Annotated in this window: 27 protein-coding genes; 20 read left to right on the forward strand and 7 right to left on the reverse strand. The window is 52.1% G+C overall.

All coding sequences use genetic code 11. The features are described 5' to 3' along the window. Positions 1 to 15 precede the first annotated feature (15 nt). Both ACFSUF_RS23230 and ACFSUF_RS23235 read left to right on the forward strand, forming a co-directional pair. Positions 16 to 945, forward strand: coding sequence for an ABC transporter ATP-binding protein (locus tag ACFSUF_RS23230; RefSeq protein WP_377607099.1), 930 nt, complete (start codon positions 16 to 18; stop codon positions 943 to 945). After that, positions 938 to 1,876, forward strand: coding sequence for an ABC transporter permease (locus tag ACFSUF_RS23235; RefSeq protein WP_377607101.1), 939 nt, complete (start codon positions 938 to 940; stop codon positions 1,874 to 1,876). The genes ACFSUF_RS23230 and ACFSUF_RS23235 overlap by 8 nt, the downstream gene beginning before the upstream one ends. Positions 1,877 to 1,957: 81 nt before the next feature. On the opposite strand, the gene ACFSUF_RS23240 is transcribed toward ACFSUF_RS23235, so the two are convergent. The 3 genes from ACFSUF_RS23240 to ACFSUF_RS23250 are packed head-to-tail and all read right to left on the reverse strand — an operon-like array spanning position 1,958 to position 5,165. Continuing rightward, positions 1,958 to 2,932, reverse strand: a complete 975-nt coding sequence (locus tag ACFSUF_RS23240) for a 2,3-diaminopropionate biosynthesis protein SbnB (protein ID WP_377607103.1) — start codon at positions 2,930 to 2,932, stop codon at positions 1,958 to 1,960. Between the two features lie 22 nt (positions 2,933 to 2,954). After that, complete coding sequence (sbnA, locus tag ACFSUF_RS23245; RefSeq protein ID WP_377607105.1) at positions 2,955 to 3,914, reverse strand: 2,3-diaminopropionate biosynthesis protein SbnA; 960 nt, start codon at positions 3,912 to 3,914, stop codon at positions 2,955 to 2,957. A 12-nt stretch (positions 3,915 to 3,926) separates the two neighbouring features. Further along, positions 3,927 to 5,165 carry a CoF synthetase gene (locus ACFSUF_RS23250; protein ID WP_377607107.1) on the reverse strand — a complete coding sequence of 413 codons (1,239 nt, stop codon included), beginning with the start codon at positions 5,163 to 5,165 and terminating at the stop codon, positions 3,927 to 3,929. A 184-nt stretch (positions 5,166 to 5,349) separates the two neighbouring features. On the opposite strand from ACFSUF_RS23250, the gene ACFSUF_RS23255 reads away from it, so the two are divergent. The 6 genes from ACFSUF_RS23255 to lepB all read left to right on the forward strand — a co-directional run bounded on the left by ACFSUF_RS23255 (position 5,350) and on the right by lepB (position 9,194). Continuing rightward, complete coding sequence (locus ACFSUF_RS23255) at positions 5,350 to 6,159, forward strand: YheC/YheD family protein (RefSeq protein WP_377607109.1); 810 nt, start codon at positions 5,350 to 5,352, stop codon at positions 6,157 to 6,159. Positions 6,160 to 6,287: 128 nt separating this feature from the next. Beyond that, positions 6,288 to 6,572: a hypothetical protein gene (locus ACFSUF_RS23260; protein ID WP_377607111.1), complete on the forward strand. Its 285-nt coding sequence runs from the start codon at positions 6,288 to 6,290 to the stop codon at positions 6,570 to 6,572. A 202-nt stretch (positions 6,573 to 6,774) separates the two neighbouring features. Then, positions 6,775 to 7,233, forward strand: coding sequence for a hypothetical protein (locus tag ACFSUF_RS23265; RefSeq protein ID WP_377607113.1), 459 nt, complete (start codon positions 6,775 to 6,777; stop codon positions 7,231 to 7,233). 16 nt (positions 7,234 to 7,249) lie between these two features. Continuing rightward, positions 7,250 to 8,026, forward strand: coding sequence for a hypothetical protein (locus ACFSUF_RS23270; protein WP_377607115.1), 777 nt, complete (start codon positions 7,250 to 7,252; stop codon positions 8,024 to 8,026). 72 nt (positions 8,027 to 8,098) lie between these two features. After that, positions 8,099 to 8,623 (forward strand): hypothetical protein, encoded by a 525-nt coding sequence (locus ACFSUF_RS23275; protein ID WP_377607117.1) that lies wholly within the window; start codon positions 8,099 to 8,101, stop codon positions 8,621 to 8,623. 4 nt (positions 8,624 to 8,627) lie between these two features. Then, the gene (gene lepB, locus ACFSUF_RS23280) at positions 8,628 to 9,194 is read left to right on the forward strand and encodes a signal peptidase I (protein ID WP_377607119.1); all 567 of its coding nucleotides are present in this window, start codon (positions 8,628 to 8,630) and stop codon (positions 9,192 to 9,194) included. 50 nt (positions 9,195 to 9,244) lie between these two features. Here lepB and ACFSUF_RS23285 read toward each other — a convergent pair whose 3' ends face one another. After that, the gene (locus ACFSUF_RS23285) at positions 9,245 to 9,898 is read right to left on the reverse strand and encodes a response regulator (protein WP_377607121.1); all 654 of its coding nucleotides are present in this window, start codon (positions 9,896 to 9,898) and stop codon (positions 9,245 to 9,247) included. Between the two features lie 129 nt (positions 9,899 to 10,027). Here ACFSUF_RS23285 and ACFSUF_RS23290 point away from each other — a divergent pair, with 129 nt between their 5' ends. From ACFSUF_RS23290 to ACFSUF_RS23300, 3 genes are read left to right on the forward strand one after another with little or no spacing between them, the layout of a single operon-like run. After that, entirely contained in the window at positions 10,028 to 11,572 is a 1,545-nt protein-coding gene (locus tag ACFSUF_RS23290; RefSeq protein WP_377607123.1) for a sensor histidine kinase, read from the forward strand. Next, positions 11,565 to 11,981: a response regulator gene (locus tag ACFSUF_RS23295; protein ID WP_377607125.1), complete on the forward strand. Its 417-nt coding sequence runs from the start codon at positions 11,565 to 11,567 to the stop codon at positions 11,979 to 11,981. Before ACFSUF_RS23290 ends, ACFSUF_RS23295 begins: the two co-directional genes overlap by 8 nt. Beyond that, positions 11,978 to 13,123: an HD-GYP domain-containing protein gene (locus tag ACFSUF_RS23300; RefSeq protein WP_377607127.1), complete on the forward strand. Its 1,146-nt coding sequence runs from the start codon at positions 11,978 to 11,980 to the stop codon at positions 13,121 to 13,123. The genes ACFSUF_RS23295 and ACFSUF_RS23300 overlap by 4 nt, the downstream gene beginning before the upstream one ends. Positions 13,124 to 13,144: 21 nt before the next feature. Here the strand turns inward: ACFSUF_RS23300 and ACFSUF_RS23305 are convergent, their stop codons facing one another. After that, a complete protein-coding gene (locus tag ACFSUF_RS23305; protein WP_377607129.1) occupies positions 13,145 to 14,242 on the reverse strand; it encodes a low temperature requirement protein A in 1,098 nt (365 codons plus the stop codon). Between the two features lie 112 nt (positions 14,243 to 14,354). On the opposite strand from ACFSUF_RS23305, the gene ACFSUF_RS23310 reads away from it, so the two are divergent. The 8 genes from ACFSUF_RS23310 (at position 14,355) to ACFSUF_RS23345 (ending at position 22,139) form a co-directional block, all read left to right on the forward strand. Beyond that, positions 14,355 to 14,750, forward strand: coding sequence for a VOC family protein (locus ACFSUF_RS23310; RefSeq protein ID WP_377607606.1), 396 nt, complete (start codon positions 14,355 to 14,357; stop codon positions 14,748 to 14,750). Positions 14,751 to 14,867: 117 nt separating this feature from the next. Then, complete coding sequence (locus tag ACFSUF_RS23315) at positions 14,868 to 15,362, forward strand: GyrI-like domain-containing protein (RefSeq protein ID WP_377607130.1); 495 nt, start codon at positions 14,868 to 14,870, stop codon at positions 15,360 to 15,362. 218 nt (positions 15,363 to 15,580) lie between these two features. After that, entirely contained in the window at positions 15,581 to 16,399 is an 819-nt protein-coding gene (locus ACFSUF_RS23320) for an SDR family oxidoreductase (protein WP_377607132.1), read from the forward strand. Between the two features lie 191 nt (positions 16,400 to 16,590). Then, positions 16,591 to 17,349: a hypothetical protein gene (locus tag ACFSUF_RS23325; protein WP_377607134.1), complete on the forward strand. Its 759-nt coding sequence runs from the start codon at positions 16,591 to 16,593 to the stop codon at positions 17,347 to 17,349. A 94-nt stretch (positions 17,350 to 17,443) separates the two neighbouring features. Continuing rightward, the gene (locus ACFSUF_RS23330; protein WP_377607136.1) at positions 17,444 to 18,640 is read left to right on the forward strand and encodes a hypothetical protein; all 1,197 of its coding nucleotides are present in this window, start codon (positions 17,444 to 17,446) and stop codon (positions 18,638 to 18,640) included. Then, positions 18,637 to 19,194, forward strand: coding sequence for a hypothetical protein (locus ACFSUF_RS23335; RefSeq protein ID WP_377607137.1), 558 nt, complete (start codon positions 18,637 to 18,639; stop codon positions 19,192 to 19,194). Before ACFSUF_RS23330 ends, ACFSUF_RS23335 begins: the two co-directional genes overlap by 4 nt. A 250-nt stretch (positions 19,195 to 19,444) precedes the next feature. Continuing rightward, positions 19,445 to 20,554, forward strand: coding sequence for an ABC transporter ATP-binding protein (locus tag ACFSUF_RS23340; protein WP_377607139.1), 1,110 nt, complete (start codon positions 19,445 to 19,447; stop codon positions 20,552 to 20,554). 19 nt (positions 20,555 to 20,573) lie between these two features. Then, complete coding sequence (locus tag ACFSUF_RS23345; RefSeq protein ID WP_377607141.1) at positions 20,574 to 22,139, forward strand: glycine betaine ABC transporter substrate-binding protein; 1,566 nt, start codon at positions 20,574 to 20,576, stop codon at positions 22,137 to 22,139. Positions 22,140 to 22,423: 284 nt separating this feature from the next. Here the strand turns inward: ACFSUF_RS23345 and ACFSUF_RS23350 are convergent, their stop codons facing one another. Together ACFSUF_RS23350 and ACFSUF_RS23355 are read right to left on the reverse strand one after the other, a co-directional pair. After that, positions 22,424 to 22,744 carry a hypothetical protein gene (locus ACFSUF_RS23350; protein WP_377607143.1) on the reverse strand — a complete coding sequence of 107 codons (321 nt, stop codon included), beginning with the start codon at positions 22,742 to 22,744 and terminating at the stop codon, positions 22,424 to 22,426. Next, entirely contained in the window at positions 22,717 to 24,159 is a 1,443-nt protein-coding gene (locus tag ACFSUF_RS23355) for an alpha-amylase (protein WP_377607608.1), read from the reverse strand. The genes ACFSUF_RS23350 and ACFSUF_RS23355 overlap by 28 nt, the downstream gene beginning before the upstream one ends. 239 nt (positions 24,160 to 24,398) lie before the next feature. On the opposite strand from ACFSUF_RS23355, the gene ACFSUF_RS23360 reads away from it, so the two are divergent. Beyond that, on the forward strand, positions 24,399 to 24,671 hold the full coding sequence (locus ACFSUF_RS23360; RefSeq protein WP_377607145.1) for a hypothetical protein: 273 nt from the start codon (positions 24,399 to 24,401) through the stop codon (positions 24,669 to 24,671). Positions 24,672 to 24,684 lie beyond the last annotated feature (13 nt).

The following is a 24,684-nucleotide window of genomic DNA, read 5'->3' on the forward strand; positions in this document are numbered from 1 at the left end:
TTAAGGGGGATGTACATGAGCGAACAAGCCATAGTCAGTCTGCGAAATGTGACGAAGCAGATCGGGCGCGCAACGATTATCGACAATGTGTCTTTTGAAGTGCATAAGGGGGAAGTATTCGGATTCTTAGGGCCGAACGGGGCCGGTAAAACGACCACCATCCGGATGATGGTTGGCCTGATGTCCATATCCAAAGGAGAGGTCCGGATTATGGGCAAAAGCATTGCTACCGAGTTTGAACAGGCGATCAGGCATGTAGGGGCGATTGTGGAGAACCCGGAAATGTATAAATTCCTGAGCGGGTATCATAATCTGATTCATTATGCGCGTATGGTGCCGGGGGTTACGAAGGAACGGATCGAGGAAGTCATTAAATTGGTAAAACTGGAAGACCGGATACATGACAAGGTCAGAAAGTATTCGCTTGGCATGCGCCAGCGGTTAGGCGTAGCACAGGCGCTGCTTCACAGACCGTCTCTCCTTATTCTGGATGAACCTACCAACGGGCTGGATCCTGCCGGGATCCGGGAGCTCCGGGACTATTTGCGGCACTTGACCAGAGAAGAAGGAATCAGTGTTATCGTATCCAGTCATTTGCTTTCTGAGATGGAGCTGATGTGCGACAGGGTTGCCATCCTTCAGCAAGGGAAACTGGTCGATGTGAAGCGGATTGAAGATTTTATCGGTTCGGACGGCGGGGAACAAAGGTACAGGATCGAAGCTGTGCTCGAAGACAAGCACGTGGCTATGCTCTCGGGCATGGAAGCGGTCAGTTCCGTTACCTTAGTTCCGGGAGGAGTGGAACTCATTACGGAGAGGGATCATATTCCCGCCATTCTTTACGAATTAATGCGCAGAGATGTCCCTATCTATGGTGTGCAGGAAGTCCGGCAGTCTCTCGAAGACCGGTTCCTGGAAATGACAGGGGGTGTTCAGGTTGGTTAACCTGATTTTGAATGAGAATATGAAGCTGTACCGCCGCTGGCGCACATGGACCATGATGGGCCTGATGATCGTCGTTGTTATTTTGGCAAGCTTCATGGACTGGTATTATGACGGCAAGGAAGCAAAAGGGGATGGCTGGAAGCAGCAGGTGCAGGAAGATACAAGGAAATATCAAAAAGCGTTGGCCGACCCTGATCTGGATCCGGAAACCAAGGCATATTTTGAAGAGCAGGTGAAACTAAACTCGTACAGGCTGGACAACGATATCCGTTCCGAGGACGGGACGATGTGGGACGGGATTAACAATTCCGCGGAGCTGATTGTACTCATAACCTTGTTTACCGTCATTGTGGCGGGGGACAGCATGGCAGGGGAATTCACAGGAGGCACGATCAAGCTGCTCCTGATCCGTCCGGCCAGCCGGCTGAAGATTCTGATATCCAAGTATTTATCCATGCTGATGTTCGGTATTTTGCTGCTCGTCATTTTATTTGCGGTATCGGTATTGTTCAATGGAATCCTCTATCAGTTCGGTCATATGAATTTACCGTTATTGGAGATCGGCGCCGAAGGGCAGGTCATCGAGAAGAATATGGTCGCCAACCTATGGGAATCCTATTTAATCAACTGTGTTTCTACTGTCATGTTCGTCACAATGGCGTTCATGATCTCATCGGCATTCCGCAGCAGTGCCTTGGCCATCGGCTTGTCCATTTTCGCTTTGTTTGCAGGCGCACTGATGATGGATTTGTTACAGCCTTATGAGTGGAGCAAATATCTGCTGTTCTCGAACTTGGGGCTGTCCCTGGGCGAAAGGCCGTACCAGGAGGGGATGACCACGACGTTCTCCGTTCTTGTGCTCAGCGCGTATTTCATCGTGTTTAATCTGACGTCATGGCTTGTGTTTACCCGCAGAGACGTTGCTGCATAACAATTCGTATGTGAGGGAGTCCCGGATGGGGGCTCCCTTTTTTTTTGTTGTGCAGGGGACAACCCATACTCTGTTGCAGAGTTACCCGTCCTCTAATACCACACCCGCGCCGAGCCGCACTGCTTCCTGAAGATAATGCCCGGCAATCGCAATATCGAACACCGCCAAGCCCATCGGATTGAAGAAGACCGGTTCGTCTGATGAGGCATAGTCTGCCAAGCCTGAACCGCAGACAACATCCTCCAGCAGAATCGCATCTTCCTCCCGCAAGCCGCAAGTCAGATGAAGCTGCTCGATATCTGTATTTTCACGGCAGATTTCCTGCCAGTCGTCTACAACGACCGCTTTCAAAGAAGAGACGCTTTCCGGCAGGTAATCCCGCAGCGACACGTTCAGAAGGAGGGAGCCCCGCGGCGGTGCCTGATCAATATAACGCTCAGGAGAAACGGTGCAAGTAGCGCAAATAGCCGACTCTCTATAAACGGACTGCCAGTAGTCAGCGATCAAAGTGATACTGCGCACGGATTCCGGTATGGACTCGGCAGCAACGGGCTTCAAGTCGTATATCATGACCTGGTCCAGGCGGTCTTCGAACAGGCCGATGAACATCTCCAAGTGCGCGCGGCCAATAGGGCCCCAGCCGATGATGCCGACTCGCAGCTTCTCCAGCGGCCTCGCCTTCAGAAAGGCGGTGGTCATGACTCCGCTGACGGCTGCCGTACGAAGACAGTTGAGCAGGCCGCTCTGGAAGAAAGCAGTCGGCTTTCCGGTAGAGGCATCGTTCAACAACAGCGTATTATGAGCCCGCGGGAGGCCCAAGGCATGGTTGCCGGGAAAGCTGGCAATCCATTTGATGCCCGCCAGATGCAGGGGTTCTCCGACATAAGCCGGCATCGCAATGATGCGGTTGGCACGGTCCCCGTAACGCAAATACGGCTTCAAAGGATGAACGCAGTTGCCGGCAGCGCTACTCCGCAATGTGCTCTCAACCACATAGGTCAACTCATGCCAATTGATACCGATGTCCCTGATATGGCCGTCATGCAAATAAATCATAAGGAAACTCCTTTCGGCTTATTCACATATCCACACCCAGTTCATGGAGCACCCATTCCTTGTTATACACAGTGGATAAGTAGCGCTCGCCCCGGTCCGGCAGAATGGCGGCGCATACGGAACCTGGGGGAAGCGTGCCGGCGGCTTTGCGGACCGCTGCCAGCACTCCTCCGGAGGAGGCGCCTGCAAGAATGCCTTCCGTCCGAACCAGGTCCCTGCAGGCTTTGATACAATCGATATCGCTCACGTAAATGACCTGATCCGCAACATTATCCCGATACTGCCCCGGTCGAATGCCGGCACCCAATCCAGGCAGCTTGCGGGAGGCCTTCGAACCGCCGAAAATAACGCTGCCGAACGCATCCACCGCAATCACTTTCGTATTCATATCTAAGCTGCTGATATACTCCTGGCAGCCCCGGATCGTTCCGCAGGAGCTCACTCCGCAGAATAGATAATCCACGCTTGCCAGCTGCGCCGCGATTTCCCTCATCGTAGTCTCAGCATGGGCCTTATAGTTATCTGGATTCCCGTATTGGTTGGTCCAGAAGGCTGACGGCAGTTCCGATAACAGTTCTTGTACCCTGCGGATCCGCGCGGGCAGGAACTCGCCCGTTGCCGGGTCCGTTTCCGTAACCAGATCGATTTCCCCGCCAAGCGTCCGGATAATCTGTTTATGAGACTCCGTTGTACGAGGGTCCACCACACAAATGAAACGAAGTCCCAGCATACAGCACAGCTGTGCCAGACTGATTGCCAAATTTCCCGAACTGGATTCGACGATCACAGTCTCCTCCGTGATCTCCCCGCGGCGGATGGCTTCCCGGAGCATAAACAAGGCGGGTCTGTCCTTCGAGCTTCCCCCCGGATTCATCCACTCCAGCTTCCCATAAACCTGTACGGGCATACCTTCAAACATCCGCTGCAGGGGAACCATCGGGGTGCGGCCGATCGCATCGGCGATTCCGCCTTCCAAATTCATGGAATCCCTTCTCTACTCGTAGATTATTTTCTTATTTTTAATCGAAAACCGGTCGTATGACTGTTCCCGTTCCCCTTGAGTGACTTCCATCCGTTCCAAAATCCCCGCCGAGATCATATGGCCGATTTCCGGTATGTGCCGTTCCAAATCAAGCCGGATGGCCTCCAGCACTTTTCCTGGGACGTTATTGGAATAGACAAGGACGTGAAGGGCGTTTCCGGTTACTTTGATCCTGACGCCTGCATCGGTCAGATGGCGGTAGACCACATTTTCGATATCGTAAACGCTGATCTTTTCGCCATGCTTCAAATCCGGTCCGATCCGCCGGACGATGCTTTGAAAGCTTTGCCTTTCTTCCCCGCCGACCGTTACCGGCCGCAGGTCGCGCACGATATCATAGGTCACATAACGCAGAGCGGGGAAGGCTTCTCTCACTCTCGAGGTCAGCACCAGTACCTGCTCGTCGGGGTGAACCAGCGGCTCCAACTCAGGATGAATCTCTTCCGGCTGTACGCCTTCAGCATGAATTCCTTCCGCAAACAGATACCTTCCATGTTCATGGGAAAAATAAGCGATCGTGCCGATCTCAATGGAACCATAGGTATCCGTGATTTGGTCCGCACCGATTCCAAGCCGTTCTGCTGCGGCCTGTATCCATAAGGGCGGTGCAATCTCCCCTACCAACACCACATGGCGGATCCCGTAGGCGGAAGGGTCCGGAGATTCCATCAGCAATCTGTTTAAAATAGACGGCATCGTGTACAGAACCTCCGGCCGCACTTCGGCAAGCCTTTCCAGATGCTGTTCCACGGGCAGCCGGAAGGAAACCGATTCCGCTTTCATCCCCAAGCGGCGAAAAACATCCAAAGCCGTCGCCTCAGCATGGCCCGTGCCCATATCCGCCAAAGCCGTACGATAGACGCCCTCCCCCAGGATGGTGCGGAATACGTCCAGCTTAATCCTAAGATAGTTCTCTTCGTCGGCTTCCGTATAATAGATGGCCTTGCGGCGTCCAGAGCTCGTTCCCGAAGTAAGGTAACGGTATAAATCATTGCGCTTATGCAGCAAGTTGATTTCGGAATAATAATGCTCTTCCAGTACATCAGCAGTAATCAAAGGCAGTCCGCTCAAGCCGCCCTCCCCGGCCGACGCACCCTGCGCGGCACGAAGAAGCCAAGGCTGGTACCACGGGAGGCAGGAAGCCATGCGGTTTATAACCGAATTCCAGTGCTCTACGTGCCTTGCCGGCATATGTTTATCCCCTCCGGTTGGGTTGTCCCCAGGTTTTGAAGGCTTATTCTTAGTCTCCTATCACGTTATGCCTGAAGCTTGCCTAGGGTTCGAGCGGAGTGATAAATTTTTGCCGGCGCGCTTGCGTCTTCACCCGCGCGGCTGCCGCGCCGTATGATGTATGAAAAAAATGGAGGGGATCCCCTTGAACACCGGCCGGAACGCCGTTTCGAGCAAAATGGAAAAGACCCGGATTCTGCTCCGGGACCCCGAACTAGCCAGGCATGTGCCCGAGACTTATCCGCTTACTTCCGTTCGCCTGAAACAGATGCTGGACCGGACTGGTATGGTCTATGTAAAGCCTGATACGGGGTCTCTGGGGATTGGCGTTATGAAAGTGGAGAAGCAGGGAAGCTTATACCGGTATCAGCGCGGACTAGTTACCCGGTCTTTCCGGACTTTCGAGGGAATGAACCGCTCTATACAGCGGTATACCTCTTTAAGGCCGTATCTGGTTCAGAGAGGAATTCATGTCTTGACGCGCAAAGGGCGGCCGTTTGATTTCCGGGTCATGATTCAGAAGAATCCTTCCGGCAAGTGGGAGGCTACGGGAATCGCGGGCAGGGTGGCCCATCCCGGCAAAGCCGTGACGAACGGAAGCCAAGGGGGGACCATTTACGGGTTAGAGGAATTGATAAAGACGAAGCCGGGTGCGGAGCGGGCAAAGCGGAGCATGGAGAAGCTGGCTTGGCTTACTGCAGTGCAATTCGGCCGGGCTTATCCGGCCATGAAGGAGTTGGGGCTGGATGTCGCCGTAGACCGGAACGGGATACCTTGGATTCTGGAGGTCAACACCCGGCCGGACCCTTGTCCCTTTACAAAGCTGGCGGACCAGAGCAGCATCCGGAAGATCGTCTCCTTTGGCAAAGCCTACGGGCGGCAGTATTGCCTGAAATGCACCAAGGCTAAAAAGCCCCCCGCTAAAGGGAGAGACGCTCCTGCTAAAGGCAGGTAACTTGCGCTGCAGGCAAGTTCTCTTAAAGAAGGGCAGGAAAGGCTCTTTTCCGACATGCTTAATGGCTTCCATATATGGTTACTAGTAAAATAACCATAAAATGAAAAGCTTGAAAGCAGGTGATCTTTATGAAGCGAATCTTTATCATCACCCAGGCATTCTACGTGCTGTGCCTGGTACCCTGGATGGGTGTCTTTGGTTTATCTTTCATGGGTTTTGACAGCGGGTTTCATTGGCAGGCCGTCGCCTTTGTGACGATCATTGGCCTTTTTCCAGTCGCGGTGATCCTATGCTCCATTGCCGCTTGGATGCTTAGAGTGCGGAAGAGGCGGGCTGCCCTGCTGCTGAACTTCATCCCCATGTTATGGATCATCGGGCTCGGTATCCCGATGCTTTGGCTTAATCTCAGATAACACTAGTACTAGTTAGAAGGCACCCTCTGCGGTGCCTTTTTTTATGTGACGGCCGTAAGCCGCTGCCATCGTTATGGTACGAAAGTATACCATCCCCGCCTCTAAAGTAGAAAGATCATTAGTACACTTCCGGCTGACGCGGAATGAATTCGGGCGAAGTATACTTAAGTCAACAAGCAAGGCTAGTACAAAGGAGGTCACAATGAAACGCACTAAATTCAAGTTTATTGCCGCCTCGTTGGGGATATCCGCTGCTCTAGCAATTGGAAGCGCCTATGCACAATCCGACGCCGGCACCTTGGTGAAGGGATGGTACAAGCTGACGAAGGACCAGTCCAAAAAGGAAATCCAACGTAAAGTGGAACGCAATGAACTTCCCAAAGCTTACTTGGTACTGCAGCTAAAAACGGCACAGCTGGTTCTGAAAGCCGGAGTCGATGCCGGGTACAGCGCCGTCAAGGAAACGTTGGATACGACACAAGCCATCAAGTCCAGGAACCAAGCGTATCTGGAGCAACTGGAACAGCAGAAAAGAAAGATCGCCTCAGAATCCGGCCAGCAATTATTCGACGGATACATAACCGAAGCGGACAAGCAAATCGATGAAGAGTTACAGCAGCTTATCGAAAGTACGATTCAGGATGCAATGAAAACCAAATAAAAGGAGATTGATGAAGATGAAATTTATGAAAAGCAAAGTAGCGGCAGGGGTATTGGCAGTAAGTATGGTAGCGACTATGGGTACGGCTTATGCGGCGGTAAACCCGAATGCAGGAACACAACTGCAAAACTGGTACACGGCAACAGCTAATGCAGCAAAAGCACTGGTTACAGGAAACTTCAACAGCTACTACAACGCTGAGACGGCAAAGCTGAACACTTCGGTTAACAACACAATTAACACAGCTCGTGAAAATATCAGAGACACCGGCAGAGCTGAAGTAACTCGTCTAAACAACAACGTGAACGGCCAGCTGAACACTTACCTAGGCCAAATCGACAGCACAAACTCCTCGATCCAAGGTTCTATGCAAGCAGAATACAACAGCTTCGTAAGCGGTATTAACGCAAAAACGAACTCAGATCTTGCCGTTATCGGAACAGCTTCTGAGAAATCCATCGCGAACGCGGTTAAAAACCACGAAGGCGTTTACACAACAAGACTTAACGAAGCTGCAACAAAAACACAAAGCGAAGCAGTTGCTGCTCTGCAAGCAAAGATCGCTGCTGTTAAAGCTGAGTTGAACGGTCTTGTAGAACAAGGCAAAGCGAACGCGACTAACGAAATCAACGCTAACCTGGACAGCAAAATCAGCGAGCTGAAAGCAACTTTGGAAGCTCTGACAGCGCAACTGACTGCAGCAGCCCAAGGCAGAATCGTTGCAAAAAGCGACCAGCTTCAAGCTGAAGCAATCGACGCGCTGAACGCGGTAGTGAACGGAATCAACAACTAATTCAAGTAAATTCAGCCGGGAGGCCTGTCCCAGGTCTCCCGGAATAATTTTGCGGTAAAGGAGAGGTCCCTTATGGTTAGAAGAGGTAAAAAGCCTTTATTGTCAAAATCCAAAGTCGCCGCTGGACTTGTATCTTTAACTATTTCCATCGCTGCGGTTACAGGCGTTTCCTATGCGGATATCGACATTGCGGGTTCGCTGCTGTCTTGGTACAACAAGAAAGCCGAAATCTCGATCGAGAGCTTGGAGCAAGCCGTGAAGTCTGAAACCGAGATTCAGAAGGAAATGTTAAAGACAGAACTGCAGAGCCGACTTGAGCAGTCCTCCAAGGAAATGGACGCTTTTACGGAGGAGCAGACCAAGCTGCGCATCGAGGCTATTCGGCAATATGCAGCGGCCTTGCTGGAACAGGCTTCCGTTTCCAACGAACAGGATAAACAGCAGCTTCTGGATAAGCTCAACGCCATCGAAACCAGTGCACAACAGGCTATGGATTCGCTTATGGACAGTTACGATCCTCCGGCCTTAACGTTTACTCCTTCGCTGCCGGCTGAGCAGGTGCAACCGGGTGTTACCGGGGATGTATATGGAGAGTAGAACCTTGACGGAGCAACCAGCTGACGTGATCACAGCAAGAAGTTCTAAACCCTCCGTAAAAAGCGAAGTATGGGGCTGGATTAGATTTTTGCTGATCATCGGCGCGGCTTTTCTTATCATCCACAACCTGGCAGGCCTGACGAAAGTGTCCGGCAATTCCATGAATCCTACGCTGCAAAACGGCAATATTATGCTGATCAACAAGCTCTCCCTGCTGTTCAGTGAGCCTAAATACGGCGACGTAGTTACCATCAAGGATGAGCGGATGGACTTCAGCATCATAAAACGCGTAATTGCGGTTGGCGGCGACAAGGTGGCGATCAGGGGCGGAGTGGTCTACGTAAACGGGAATCCGCTAGCCGAGCTGTACACGCTGGGCCAATCGCAGGATATGGATGAAGTGACTGTTGATCCGGGGCATATCTTTGTTGCGGGAGACAACCGCAGCCCAGGAGCGAGCTTGGACAGCCGGGATCCCGGGCTAGGCCAGATTCTTACGAGCGACGTCAAAGGCTATGCCGTCGTTTCGCTTTGGCCGATGCACAGGATCGCAAAACCGCTGGAACTCTAGGGCTGCAACAAAAGAAGATCCGAGTGGGAAAGCATCCCCTCGGATCTTTACTATGTACAAGCTGCCTTCATCTCAAACTGGACGAGACCTTTGGAGGAAGCAAACAAGGCTGCCTTTGTACGGTCGGCTACGTTCAGTTTCAGTAGAATCTGGCTGACGTGCTTCTTGACGGTAAACTCTGTAATAAACTGCTCGGAGGCAATTTCCTTGTTGGATAATCCTCTGCCCAGCGCCATAAGTACTTCCATCTCCTTCGGCGTGAGTTCAGAAAAACCGGCATCTTCCTGAGGCTGTTTCGGATCCAGAAGGGAGTCCATAAACACCGGGTCGTAGTACTTTCGGCCCCGGGAAATCACGTCGATGGCATACATTAGATCTTCCGGCAAAGCCTCTTTGAGGCAAAACCCCTCCACCTGCAAAGATTGGGCCAGAGCGAGTTCACTGTGGCTCGCTGAGGAGGTAAGAATCATAAACTTGCAAAGGAACCCCGCTTGTTTCGCGTCCTGGATAAATTGAAGTCCGTTCGCCTGTCCCAAATTTAAATCGACAAGGACCAAATCCGGCTGCTTCTCCTTCATGAGAGCCAGCGCCTCCGTTGGAGTGGAAGCTTCGCCTGCCACTAAGATTCCCGGATTCATGGAAACGACCAGGCGGATGCCTTGACGTACGAGCGGATGGTCATCAAGTATGATCATGCTCAACATACAATTTATTCCTCCTGATTCTATTTTCGTGTTACAATGTAGTTCTCAAGTCCCAAAAACTAATTCTCATATTTCCATTGTATTACATTATTTCCTGTTTGACTACTGAAACTTAGGGGAAAGCACATCATGAAGGATAAACTTTTTGTAATTTATATCACAATCGGGGTGCGGCTGCTGTTTTTGCTGATGGGTCTTTTGGACTATCGAGGTGAAAACATGCGAATGGCGGAGCTGGTCCTGCTGACTGTAAGCCTGCAGGCGGTATACAGTGTGCTGCTGTGGAAACGGGTGCGGGGCTGGAGGGCTGGCGTCTGGCTTGCCGGTTATATGAGCTTTCATTTGGTGCTGCTCCGGTCTACCGGAGGGCTCAGCAGTCCGTTTCTGTTCTACTGTTTTGCGGATTTGTTAGCGGCCAAAGCGTATTTGAGCTGGAGAAACTATTACCCGCTGGTTTGGGTGTATTTCGTATTGGCAGCGGCAGTGTTTGCTTTGATGGACGGCATCTCCCTGATGAGTCTGCTAAAGGAACATGCGGCATTCGGGCTGTATGTTCTGATATTTTTTTGCGTCGCGGGGGCTGTCCATCTTGTCACCGTGCATGCAGTGAAACAGCTCAGAAAGCTGGTGATGTTATATGCATCTTCCCGTGTGCCCGGGCCCTCCCTGCGGGAGCGGGTTCCCTACCTGGAACGATTACTGGCCAGAATACTGGACCGTACTGAGGTCAGGATCTGTGTGCTGCCGTCCTCCAGTCCCGAATTGGAACAGAGTTGGGAGCACAATTACTACGCCAACTATCTCTCCAGGCAGCCTTATTCGGTCCGCAGCAGCTATACAGCCATTCATTCGCTAACCGGTGAAGAACATTTGTTTTATGTGCAGCCTTTTACGGATCAATCGGGCAGCTTATACGGCTGGGTGTTGGTAAAAGCGGAGCGGGAGGAGCTTACTCTTCTTCAAAAGATGTATGTGCGTCTGTCCCTGGTCAGGCTGGAAGGTGCCCTGGACCGTGAAACGGAGACGCGCAAGGCCCAAGAGCACGCTCTGGCGGCGGAACGAAGCCAGATTGCCCAAAACATTCATGACGGGATAGCGCAAGAATTATTCTTCATCTCGATCCAGCTGTTTCAGCTTCGCACCCAGTTGGCCGGGCCTTCCCCGCAGGACGCGCTTCCGCTGGTTGCCGACGTCGAGAAGAAGGTGAAAGAGAGCCACAAGGGAATCCGTAACTTCATAATGGAGCTGAAAGATGAGAAGCGGGCATTTCATTTGGACCACGCTATCGGGAACCTGCTTCAAAGGCTCACGGCGCAATCGGGTGTGGTTCCGGTATTTGAGAAAATCGGGTGGGTGCCTGGCGAGCTGCTGGACATAGAAGAGGCGATCTATCATCTGGTGGAGGAAGCCGCTAACAATGTGATCAAGCACGCCAAGGCTACACGGCTGCATGTGCGGATCGAGGTGACCAGCGTCCAATGGTCCGTTACCGTCAAGGATAACGGGGTGGGGATGGATCCGGACAGCCTTCACCTGCCCGGCAAACATGGGCTGACCGGGATGGAGAACCGGGTGAAAGGATTGAACGGGGTCATCTCGTTCCAGTCGGTTCCCTCGGAAGGAACTACCATAACGGCATATATCCCTAGAGAAAGGAGCCTGGCCTATGTATAGAGTCGTAATTGCGGATGATCATGCCATGGCAAGGCAAGGGCTGCGCATGCTGTTAAGCGGGTGTCCGGACTTCAGCATTGTGGGAGAAGCCGTTGACGGGAATGATGCGATGGATCAGTCTATTATGCTGAAGCCCGAGCTGGTATTAACCGATCTGAAAATGCCGGGCTGCTCTATGATCGAGGGAACAAGACAGCTGAAAAGGATGTACCCGGATATCAAAGTGATCATATTGACCGCTTTGGACGAGAGTGAAGATATTTATAAAGCAAAAAGCGCCGGCGTAGACGGATACCTGAGCAAAGATACCGACCCGGAGGTCATTCTGGGCACGGTGCGGAGCGTCATGAGCGGCCGGTCCGTGTATACCGGGTTTTGCGGGGATACAGGCTTAGGAGGGGTATTTTGAAAACGGAACGTAATGAATCGCTGCCGGTTCCTCATTTAGTTCTTGCCTTGATTGCCTTGGTCAGCGCCGGAAGCGCTATGGCCTGTCTCATCTATTGGCTTGGGGAGGACACCCGGGAAAATTGGAACCTGTTTATGGCTTCGCTCGTCGTCCTCGTGGTCACCGCGGGCTTGTACGGACTGCACTGGGCCTTATCCAGAAATATCAAGAACTCCAGCCGAATTTCGGCATGGATCATTTTTCTGATGATTGCCTCCCTCTCCTTCTATAGTCCGCTGCCGAAGGAACATGTATGGATGGTCGTTATCATGTACCCCGTCCTTGTCAGCGTTCTTTTGAATATGAAACCTTATCTTCGCAGCTGCGCGCTGTTCAGCGTTTATTTTCTGGCGTTTAACCTGTACGATGCTTCTTACGGAACCCTGATTGCGGAGGAGGCAGTCCGCCAAGCTGTCACTAGAGTGCTGTTCGCGTCGGGGATGATGGGCTTGGGCTCTATCATTGTTTATGCGTTCATGCAGCGGGCGAGCCGGCAGGAGGCCGAATTTCTGGCACAGCAAAAACAGCAGGTGATCCATCTTCTTCAATGCTTTATCCCGGTAGGGGAGCGTAAGACGCAGACTTCCCGCAAGGAGATTACCGAGATGAGCATTCTGCTGAAGGAGCTGGCCCAAAGGCATGGCGGCATTGCAGCAGAGGATTGGGAAATCGATTTGTTGTCGCTGCTGCATTTTGTGAGCAGAGTAAAGCTCCCGGACTACATGTTTGAAAAAGAGGGCAAGCTGTCGGAGTTTGAGTTCGAAGTGGTACAAGAACATTGTTATATGGCCAAAGAATTGTGCGAGGATATCCCGGATTTTCACCATGTTCAGACGGTATTCCTGCATCATCATGAAAAAGTGGACGGTACAGGCTATCCGTACCAGCTGACAGGAGATCAGATTCCGGTGCTGTCTCAGATGCTGGGCCTGGTGGAGGTGTTTCTGGCGATGATTACGCCAAGATCGTACCGGCAGGCGATTTCCGAAGAGGATGCCTACCGGGAGATCGAGAAGCTGAAAGGATCGTCTTTTCGCGTCGATGTGGTGGATACGTTCGGGCTGCTGCTCAGGGAACGGGCGCGGATGGCCGAAAGAGCCTGACACTGCATAACGGCAGGTGCATCACTTGGTAGTCAGCCAGGCATACACGATGAAGAAGCCCGCAAGTCCGCCCAGCACGGCTAAATTCGGTACAGGCACAAGGAGTTGAAGTACAAACAGGCTGAGCAGCAGCACGGTTAGTGCCAGTATTTGTGTTTTGCGGAGACGCTGTTCCTCAAATCGGTACGGATGAAAGATCAAGGCAGTGACGGCAAAAAAGAGAAATGCGGCGCCATAGATAGCAATCAGCCCGAATGAGTAGGTAACTTCGCCCAAAAACAGCAGTTTAATCGCTGCCGCCATCATGCTGAGCGACATCAGGATAAACAGATGCCCGTAGATAATGGCGTGGCCGACCGTGTCGAGGCTCTTATTCGTTTTCTTTTCTACGCTGTCAAAGTACTGCCACCACATCGACAAGATCAGAACAAAGGCAGCGACCGAGTAGGCGATCGAGTTCCAGTCTCCATTTTGAGGCTTCAGGACAGCCAACGTGCTGACAATCATTTCTCCGAACAGGATAAGGGTCAGCAAGGCGAACCGTTCCAGCAAATGGGCTGTATTGACTGGCATTTTCGCAAGAACCTTCCGGCCCAGCAGCGGAATAATGATGTCCACTACAATCCCGCTGTACAGTATGGCGTACCGAACCCAGGATTCAAAGAAAACCGAACAAGCCGAGATGATAATGCCGATCCAAAACCGGGTGCCCAGGAAGTGAGCGATACTCCTGCGTGCCCCGGTTTCTTTGCTTCGCACGAAGAGATATTGCAGGGCCGTTAAGGTCCGCAAACTGATATAGCCGATCAGAAAGGTGTAATAATACGGGTCGAAATTCTCGGATAAGCTGGACGTCATCAGCAGGACGAAGATCATCTGGATCATCATAAATAAGCGCTGGTGCAGCAAATCCTCCCCGAACCGGTTGATGAACAGCGTCTGGCCGACCCAGGCCCACCATACCGGGACAAACATTAATACATACTTAAACAGCGATTCCACAGGTACGACACCGTGCTCCGGATGCGTCAGCACATGGGTTGTCGTCGCCACCGCCGCCACGAAGATCAGATCATAAAACAATTCCAGCCAGGTAACTTTTTTCTCGAGTACGTTCAATCTCCGCAGCCTCCTTTTTCTCTATAGTAAGACATATGGGTTGAAAAAGGGAAGTTTGTGCCGATCTTGGTTTATACTTAGGAAAGGAACAATACATAGGAGGTCGTCGTTGATGGTCAAAAAAATCGGGCATCTAACCCTGCTTGTTGCGGACTATGAGGAAGCGATTGATTTTTATACGGACAAACTTGGTTTTGAATTGATGGCGGATAACAAGTTCGGGCCGGATATGCGTTGGGTGACAGTTGCGCCTGCGAGGGACAGTGAAACGGCGATCGTGTTTGTGAAGGCGGACTCGGCGGAAAAGGCGGAGCGTGTAGGGAGCCAGGCGGCGGGGCATGTGTTTTTTGTGCTGGAGACGGATGACTGCCGTGGAGACTATGAGCGCATGAAAGCGAAGGGCGTCAAGTTTTTCGGGGAGCCGAAACAAGTGCCGTGGGGCGTGGAAGTGGTATTTGAGGACTTATACGGCAACCGGCTGGACCTGCTGCAGCATAACGGAATGTAACATCCAGGGTCCGGGAGGATTGGCTGCGTGAAAGTCGAATTGGTAAGGTATACATCTTGGCAGCCGCTCATAAAGTTATAATCCGGATTAGGGATGAACAAAAGGAGGGTGCGGATAATGGATACGACCCCATATACATTTAAGAAACATCACGGCTTTCAGGCGGTGGGCATAAAATGGGAGGGAACCTTTGCCGAGGCGGAAGCGGGAGGAATCCGCGCCGTTCAAGAAGAGGTGCAGAGACGGTTGCTTGAGATCAAGCATGTGACGGATCCTCATACGCTGCTGGGCCTGTCCTACCACACGGATAAGGACCGGTTCACCCATTATGCCGTAGTAGAAGTGGAGCAGGCTGAGCAGGTTCCGGAAAGCATGACTTCGGTTACCGTGCCTGAACGCGAGTACTTGACTTACTCTCACCCGAAAGGGGACAGCGTACAGCAATCGTACGGCAACCTGTTCGCCTGGATGGAGCGCAACGGATACCGTCATGACCAGAGGGATCTGACTCATTTTGAGAAATACCCGATGTCCCAGGATCCCTATACGACGAAGCCGGAGTTTACGATCTTGATTCCGGTGACAGCGGAATCGGATGCGGGGAACGGGTAGTTAAAGCTGCGGATATTGATATGGAGGGGCATCCTTTGGAAAAGGGTGCCTTTCTTGCGGCGATTGACAAGAAAGGTTGAGCGTGTTTTAATATGTTTAAGAACTTAAACATTTAAACGGAACAAACCCGTGCATGCTTCGAAGATAGAGATTAATTTTTTTATCATTTATGTCAATATGTTTAAACATAGAAACTTATTAGTATGGAGGTTATTTATTTGTCAAAAACGATTTTTATTACAGGTGCTTCTACCGGGATCGGCAGAGCAGCTGCGGAGCTGTTTGCGGCGAAAGGGTGGAATGTGGCGGCGACGATGCGAAATCCGGAAGGAAGCAAGGGATATAACGATCAATCAAGGGTGCGGACGTATCGTTTGGATGTGACCGACAGGGTAAGTATTGAAGCGGCTGTGGAGGACGCGATCCGGGATTTCGGGCGCATTGACGCGGTGTTGAATAACGCAGGATACGGTGCGGTAGGTATCTTTGAGGCCTCTACTCCAGAGCAGGTCCGCAGGCAATTCGAGACGAACGTATATGGCACGATGCAGGTGATTCAAGCTTTGCTGCCGCATTTTCGAGGGAGCCGGGAAGGGACGATCATCAATGTAACCTCCGTCGGCGGCAAGGTGACGTTCCCGCTTTACAGCCTGTATCATGGCTCCAAATGGGCGCTGGAGGGCTTCTCCGAGTCGCTGCATTATGAGCTGAAGCCTCTTGGAATTAACGTGAAAATTATCGAACCTGGGGTTATTAAAACAGATTTCTATTCACGTTCAGAGGATTTCATCAACAGCGGGGAACTGCCGGAGTACCAGGACTATGTCAAGGTTGTCCGCAGCAGTATGCAGAGTGCAGGAGCTAATGGCGTGGCGCCTGAAGCGGTGGCAGCTTCCATCTATAAAGCGGCGACGGATCGTTCGAACCGGCTCCGCTATGCGGTGGGCAGCCCTGCGCCGTGGCTGCTGCCCCTGCGCAAATTGCTGCCGGAGCGCTGGTTCTTCGCGATTGTGCGCGCAAATGTGGAGAAGAAATAAGGGGAACGAACCTTTTTTGCACTAATCCGTTATGATGTTTGAGAGCCGGCGTACCCGCGTCGGCTTTCTTCTTGGCCAATAGCTTGCTCCGCTTCGGAAGACCGGGTATCTTATGGTAAAGAAGTAGTTTGGACAAGGTAAAGTAAAGTGTTGAGAAGTGCGTCCTGCAAACACGGGTGGAGGGAGAAAATATGCTGCTGAATTCACTGTTGGAACAATACATGTCACAGCTTTCCCGGCTGCCGGAGCGGGCGCTGACCGCCCAGGATTTGTTGAAAGAACCCATCCTGCTTGATAAGGACGGCGACCTGGAAGTGTACTATGCCCCGCATAACGACTACCTCCAACCGAAAGCAAAGCTGATGATTGTCGGCATCACGCCAGGCTGGAATCAGATGAAAGTTTCGTGGGAAACGGCCGCAAGAGCGGTAAGGGAAGGCTGCAGTCCAGAGGACGTTTGCCGCCGGGCGAAAGAGGCAGCCTGCTTTGTCGGCTCTATGCGCCATAACCTGATCGGCATGCTGGACAAGCTGGAGGTGCACCGGTATCTCGGCATTCCGTCTGCCGGAACCCTTTTCGCGGAACATCAGACGCTTGTGCACACTACTTCTCTGCTTCGCTACCCCGTATTTTACAAAGGGAAAAATTACACCGGCTCCACCCCGCGGTTGGCGGGAAACGGTTTTTTGCGATCGAAAGCAGTGGCCGGTATGGAGCAGGAACTGGCTCATTTATCGTCTCCGTTACTCATTCCTTTGGGCAGGGCCGTAGAGGATATCCTTCGGACGCTGACCGAAAGAGGCAGTCTTAAGGAATCGGATGTTTTGTGGGGATTTCCGCACCCTTCCGGGGCAAACGGGCACCGGCACAAGCAGTTTGATGATGCTTTTGCGGGGATGCAGGCCAGGCTTCACCATTTTGCGACAAATTCTTGGAAAAATTTAATCTAGTTCCTGGGTCCTTCTGCCGTTGAACTATACTACTTCGTATGACATAGTAATACCGTGTCTAGTATTTTTACATAGAAAGAAGGAGGAAGACCTCATGAACTATCATTTTTTCGTAGGGAACGATAACGGAAACAGCGAGCACGACCTGATCGTAGACGGGAAGCTGATTCAACAGCCGAATGTAAACTGTACGGTGGACGAGCTTCCGTGGAGTGAAGAGCAAGCACCCGAGAGTTTCATCAAAAACCTGCAGGAACAGCTGGTCGTGACCGTCGATTCTCCGGCAGCACGTCCGGGCATGTACTATATCGGCAAATTTGCGCTGGAAAGCGGAGAGCTGCTGGATAACCTGCAAATCGGCATCGATTTGAAGAGCGATATGGACCTGCCTATCGTCAATACGTTGGCTCAAATTGCGGCTGTAGCCGTTCAGAAGGCATATGAGGAAGAGAAAAAGGTGCCGGTTAGCATTGACCTGGAAGTAGATATGGCCACGGCGCTGCCGGTCACCCAGCATACGGACGAAACTTCCGCGAAGTTCGAGAAGCGGTTTACGTCTGGCACGCATCATGTAACGGTGCATTTGGGGACGCATCGGGTAGCTGTGAAAATCGTGTTTCCTTTTACGAAGGTGGTTCCGGAAGCGACACCGGTTATTTTTACGCTGCAAAAGGATGCCGACGGCAACTGGAGAGAGGGCGACATTTTCAAAGAGTTTGCGGAAACCTATGAAATGGGCGCCAAATTTAGCGGGACGTACTTCAAGGACAAGCGCATCCTTCATGTTGACATCGGAGACGGTTCCACCGAGTACCCGATTACAGACGGGAACAAATTTCTTCGTCAGTTCGTGCACGGAAGCCACCACGGGGTCGGCTACGCGATCGAAGAGGCGCTGGACGAGTTCAACCGCTTGATTCATCTGCCGGACAGTCCGCGCCAGTTCTTCAGTGACGTTATTAAGAATCCGAAGCATAAGTACCATGCACGTGCCTTGAAGACGTTGAAGCGCCCTTTGGAAAGCCAAGTGCGCCAAATCGTGCAGAACGTGAAAAAACAGCTGACCAAAGCGCGGAACGAGATTGATCTGATCTGCGTGTACGGCGGGGGAAGCATTCTGATGCGCTCGATGCTTTATGCTCATCTGGAAGAGCTGTGTTCCGAGCGTGAAATGCAGCTGCTGTACATTCCTTCGGAGTATGCCGTGAAGCTGAATGCGATGGGACTGGATGCGTTTGTCCGCGGAAAAATTTACGAAGTGCTGAAGAATAAAGCGGTGCAGCCTGCGTGAAGAAGACCAAGCAACCCGGCGACAATTTTAGCTTAAAAACGAAGAAGAATGAAGATCCCGCGGTCATGAGCTGGATCAATACGCAGACGAATCTGATGGATTCGGTGCGTTACTTGATCGAGAATGAGATCAGCCGAAACGGCATTCGCAATTTACAGGCGCACATTCCAACGGAACGCGGACCGGTCAGTCAAATGGCCGGGGTTGCCTTGCAGGAACTGGGGCAGGGCCGGCAGGAGCTTGCGGCTGCATCGGCTGCAGCGGTACCTCTGTCGGCGCCGGCTGCTGCAGTTGAAAGGGAGCATGCCGGGGATGCACGAAAGTCTGAGTTCGAGCGGGCGGTCCCTGTACAAACGGCGGGCCATACTTCTAGGTCGACGGAGGCATCTTCCGAACGGGACGCAGCCGATTCCAAACAGGCAAATGTTTCCGGGCCTCAGGCGGCTTCCGGCCGTACGCAATCCTCTGCTGAGCAGAACGAGAAATACGCTGCAGAGCCTCCTGTACCGGCTGAAGACGACATCGATGAAGATGACATTGAGTCATGGATTTAAACTGAAATGAGATGAAATATTACCAAGTAATACTTGGTAACTAATTGTAATACTTTACGATTGTAGTACCAAGTAATACCTAGTTATACTTAGGGATACTAAGTAATATTGACGTTTGAGAGAGTCCTTTAAGGGCTCTCTTTTTCTATAATCCGCGGGTCCTGGAGATTCAAAATGAACTTCCATGGGTACATTACTAATCTAGGTGGAATCTGAGAAGTAGATACAAATAGAACGAGGTGCAAAGCAATTGATTCAATTTATAGATGTAGTTAAGAAGTATCCTGACGGCAGTACGGCATTAAAGGGATTGAACTTGGAAGTTAAGGCGGGCGAACTGATTACTCTGATCGGCCCCAGCGGTTGCGGCAAAACAACGACGATGAAAATGATAAACCGGTTAGTGGAACCGACCTCAGGGCAGGTTCTTGTAGACGGTAAGGATATATCAAAGATCGATCCTGTGGAGCTGCGCCGAAACATCGGCTATGTGATCCAGCAGATCGGTCTTTTTCCTCATATGACGATCAAAGACAATGTAGCCATCGTTCCCAGACTGAAAAAGATGGACAAGCGCGCCTACGAAAAGCGAATCGATGAGCTGATGGAGATGGTGGGATTAAACCCGGATCTATATCGGGACCGATACCCGGCCGAGCTGAGCGGCGGGCAGCAGCAGAGAATCGGGGTAATCCGGGCCATGGCGGCGGAGCCGTCCATTATTCTGATGGACGAGCCTTTCAGCGCACTGGACCCGATCAGCCGCGAACAGCTGCAGGATGAGCTGATACGTTTGCAGGAGGAAGTAAAGAAAACGATCGTCTTTGTTTCCCACGACATGGACGAGGCGTTGAAGATTGCGGACCGGATCGTTCTGATGAAAGACGGGGAGATTGTACAGGCAGATACGCCGGACCAGATTTTGCGCCGGCCTAAGAATGACTTTGTGAGGACGTTCATCGGCGAAGGAAGGCTGTCCGATGCGGGTACTCTTAGTGTTGAGGATGTTATGATCACGAATCCGGTAACGGCTGCCTTGACACGCGGACTTGCGCACGGGGCGAAGCTGATGCGGCAGCATCACGTCAACAGCTTATTGATTACTGATAAATACCGTATTTTGCGCGGCGTAGTTACGAAAGAAATGTTAGAAGAGCAGTACCATGATGAAGAATTGTCCTTGCAGAGCATCATGAAGGTCGATGCACCTTTCGTAGAGGTTGGTACGGGCATCGGGGAAGCTGTGGAAATGATGAAAAAGCATGGTTTAAGCAGCCTTCCGGTCGTTCACAACAATGGACATTTAGCCGGCCTGGTGACCAATTCAAGCTTGGTCGACGCACTGCTTAAACAAATGTAAGTGGAGGCTGGAAAATAGTATGAATTTATGGCAGGTAATCGTAAACCGGCAGGATGAGATCATCCGGGCCACGATGGAGCATATACAGATTTCATTTATTGCATTATTGATCGCTATTTTAATTTCGATTCCGACAGGGCTGCTGCTGACCCGTTATCCGAGGCTGGCATCGCCGATTATCGGGGTTGCATCGCTTTTTCAGACTATACCGAGCTTGGCTTTGCTAGGCTTTATGATTCCGTTGTTGGGGATAGGCCGGATACCGGCCATTGTGGCGTTAACGATTTATGCCCTGCTGCCGATCATGCGGAACACCTATACGGGAATTATGAATGTCGAGAAGCCTATTAAAGAAGCCGGCGTAGGGATGGGGATGACCAGCTTCCAGGTGATGACCAAGGTGGAGCTGCCTTTGGCACTGAGTGTCATCATGGCAGGGATCCGGACGGCAACCGTCATGCTGATCGGGGTTGCAACATTGGCCTCGTTTGTAGGCGCGGGCGGGTTAGGCGACCTCATTTTCCGGGGGATTTCCACGGTGAATACGGAGTTGATCCTGGCTGGTACGATTCCGGCGGCGCTGCTGGCGTTGTTGTTTGATTATTTGCTGGGAAGATTGGAACAGGCTGCAACGCCAAAAGGGTTAAAACGTAAGAAGAAGCCGCGTTCCAAGGTGTTCAAATGGATTGAGGCAGGGATTGCCGGAGTATTGGTGCTGCTGCTGATCGCAGGCTTGTTTACCCAGTATGGCAAAGGGGGGACAAGCGGAGAAACGGTCGTTGTTGGCGGGAAAAATTTCACCGAGCAGGATATTCTTGTACACATTTTTGCCGGATTAATTGAGGCCAAGACAGACCTGAACGTTGTGCGGAAGCCGTTTCTCGGGGGATCTCAAGTAACGCACAATGCCATTGTAAGCGGAGATATCGATATATATCCGGAGTATACCGGGACCGGCTGGACATCCGTTTTAAAACAGAAGCCGTTAGGCGGAGATCCGAACGAAACGTATAACCAGGTAAAGGCGGCTTATGAAAAGCAGTTCCAAGTTACGTGGCTGAAGCCGATCGGGTTTAACAACACGTACTCGCTGGCCATGCGAAAGGACCGGGCGGACCAGCTGGGGATTGAAACGTTCTCGGATCTGGCCAAGCAATCAGGCAATATGGTCTTCGGGGCCACGTTTGAGTTTTTGGAGCGCCCTGATGGTTATAAAGGGCTGCAAAAAGCCTATAACCTAAAGTTTAAAGAGATCAAGGGATTGGATCCCGGTCTGACTTACGGTGCTGTAAAAGACGGTAGAACCGATGTGAATGACGCTTTTTCAACCGACGGCCGCATTCCGGCCTTTAAGTTGAAAGTGCTGAAGGACGACAAGCAGTTCTTTCCGCCTTACTTCGCAGCTCCGGTCATCCGTATGGAGACGCTGAAAGCCCATCCGGAACTGGCAGAGGCGCTTAACCTGCTGGCAGGCAAAATCGACGACGAAGCCATGTCTGTACTGAACGGCAAGGTGGACCTTGAGGGGCGGAAGGCCCGCGACGTCGCCGACGAATGGCTGAAGGAGCAGGGCTTGGTGGAGTAGCAGGCGTAGCCACTTAAAAGCGATAAATAGCATCAGAGAAAGCCGAGTCCGCTGGGATTCGGCTTTCTTGAAATTCAGATAGTAATTGCAGTTTGGTGCAAAATTTAGTAATGTACCGCCCCGGTGCTCTAGTGCCGGCTGCAACGGTAAAAAGTACCGCTCCAGCGTCCGGTTGGCAGCTGCAGCGGTAAAAAGGTTCGCTACAGCGCCCGTCTGCCAGCTGTAACGGAAATAAGTACCGCTGCAGAGTAGGGCCAGTAGCTGGAGCGGTAAAAAGTACCGCTCTATCGTGCCAGTCCCGTCCGCAGCGGTAAAAAATACCGCTCCAGCGCACGGGCACTGGCTGCAGCGGCAAAAAGTACCGCTCCAGCGTCCGGTTGGCAGCTGCAGCGGTAAAAAGGTTCGCTACAGCGCCCGTCCGCCAGCTGTAACGGAAATAAGTACCGCTGCAGAGTAGGGCCAGTAGCTGGAGCGGTAAAAAGTACCGCTCTATCGTGCCAGTCCCGTCCGCAGCGGTAAAAAGTACCGCTGCAGCGCGGGGTACCCCGTCCCCAGCGGCCCCCCAGCTCCGGCGCCGCTACTCCGCCGCGCCCCCTAGGCACCACACCGACACGCTGCCGCCGGTGACGGGGAAGGCGGCGAAGCCGTCCTCCCCGATGGTCACCTGGTCGCCGCGGTTGCCGGTCAGGTCCGACCACACCTCGCCGGCGCGGTCCTCCCCGACAAACATGCGCTTCTCGCCGTCTTCGCCGTTCGAGATCACAACCGCACAGCCGGAGCCCTCCACATCGGGCACCCCCAAGCGCACCCAGCCGATCGTATTCGGATGGTCAAAATAATCCTGCTGCTCCCCATAGGCCTTATGATAGCGGGCGTGTAACAGCGGGTCGATCGCTTCCTTTTTGCCGGGAATCGGGTTCTCTCCGCCAATGCCGTAGTAATCGCCGTAAAACACCACGGGATACCCGTCCTGCCGCAGTAAAATCAACGCATACGCACTCTGCTTGAACCAATCCTGCACCCACGACTCCAGCGCCTCGTCCGGCTGCGAATCATGGTTATCTACAAACGTCACCGCATGTAAAGGATGTGACTTCACCAGCGTATCGTCAAACACGGTTGTCAAATCGAAGTCTCTGCCGGAATTGGAAGCCTCACACAGCTTGTAATGTAAGGATACGTCGAAAAGGTCGATTTTGTACTCCACCGTATCCAAAAAGTGCTGACAAGCACCCAAATCATTGTTCCAAAATTCCCCGACAATATAGAAATTCTCGCCTCGGTCCTCCAGCACAGCCGACACAAAATCTTTAATAAAATGATGATTGATATGCTTGATCGCATCCAGCCGGAACCCGTCGCAGCCCGTCGTTTCCGCAATCCAGCGGCCCCAGCGGATCATTTCCTCGCGCACGCCCGGATGATTATAATCGATGTTGGCGAACATCAGATAGTCGTAGTTCCCGAACTCGTGATCGACATTTTCGTTCCAGTCTTTATTTTCGCCGACGATGCGGAACACGCCGGTTCGTCCGTCTTTGGCGTCATAATCCGTGCCGTTAAAATGCTCAAAATTCCACTTGAAAGACGAATACCGGTCCCCCCGCCCCGGAAAGGTAAATTTCGTCCAACCCTCGATATCAAAAGGCTCCGAAATCACTTCCGTCCGGTCCTGATCGTTGACCTGCACCACTTGGAACGTCTCGGTCTCATCCGCTCCCGCTTTATGATTCATCACAAGATCGACATAAACGGCGATTCCCGCCTCTTTGCAAGCCTGGATCGCCTCGATCAGCTCTTGTTTGGTGCCGTATTTGGTGCGCACAGTGCCCTTTTGATCAAACTCGCCCAAATCGTACAGATCGTACACACTGTATCCGGTATCCTCAGCAGACTGGCTTTTTGTGACCGGGGGAATCCACACAGAATCCATTCCCAGCCTCTTCAACTCGGGCGCAAGCTCCTTCAAGCGGTTCCAATGGGATCCATCGGCCTCCACATGCCATTCAAAAAACTGCATAATCGTATGGTTACGTTCCGTCACTATCCGGCTCCCCCTAGCTAACTTCCAAATTCTTTATGCTCACCAAAACACTCTGTTACCTCATAACCCATATTACCCACTGCTTAAACGTTCGCGGCAAGCGGAGCGCATCATCAATCAGACCAAGGTCCTAGATCGGTTAGGTGTTATGCATAATTGCCCCTCTTTTACAACAAATTAACTGAGATGACCTGAAATCCAAAGGAGGCCGAACCATGCCCGACCGCGACACCAGCCTGCAAGCGCAAAACCCGATATCTCAAGCCCAAAACTCCGTGGACCGCGCGCACCACGCCGTACAACAGGCACAGTCCCATCCTTCTTCCCAAATGATCGATCAGGCGGAAAATGCCCTAGCCAAAGCCGAGCATGCGGTAGCGCAGACGCAGGACAGCCCTTATCAGGAGCCCGCCGGCATTGCCCGGGATATGCTGGAGGCGGATTATGACGCTCTGACCCAAGTAGAGCCGATGAAAGAAGACAGATAATCAATATACGCAG

This window comes from Paenibacillus gansuensis (genome assembly GCF_042684925.1).
Taxonomy (GTDB): Bacteria; Bacillota; Bacilli; order Paenibacillales; family DY6; genus Paenibacillus_N; species Paenibacillus_N gansuensis.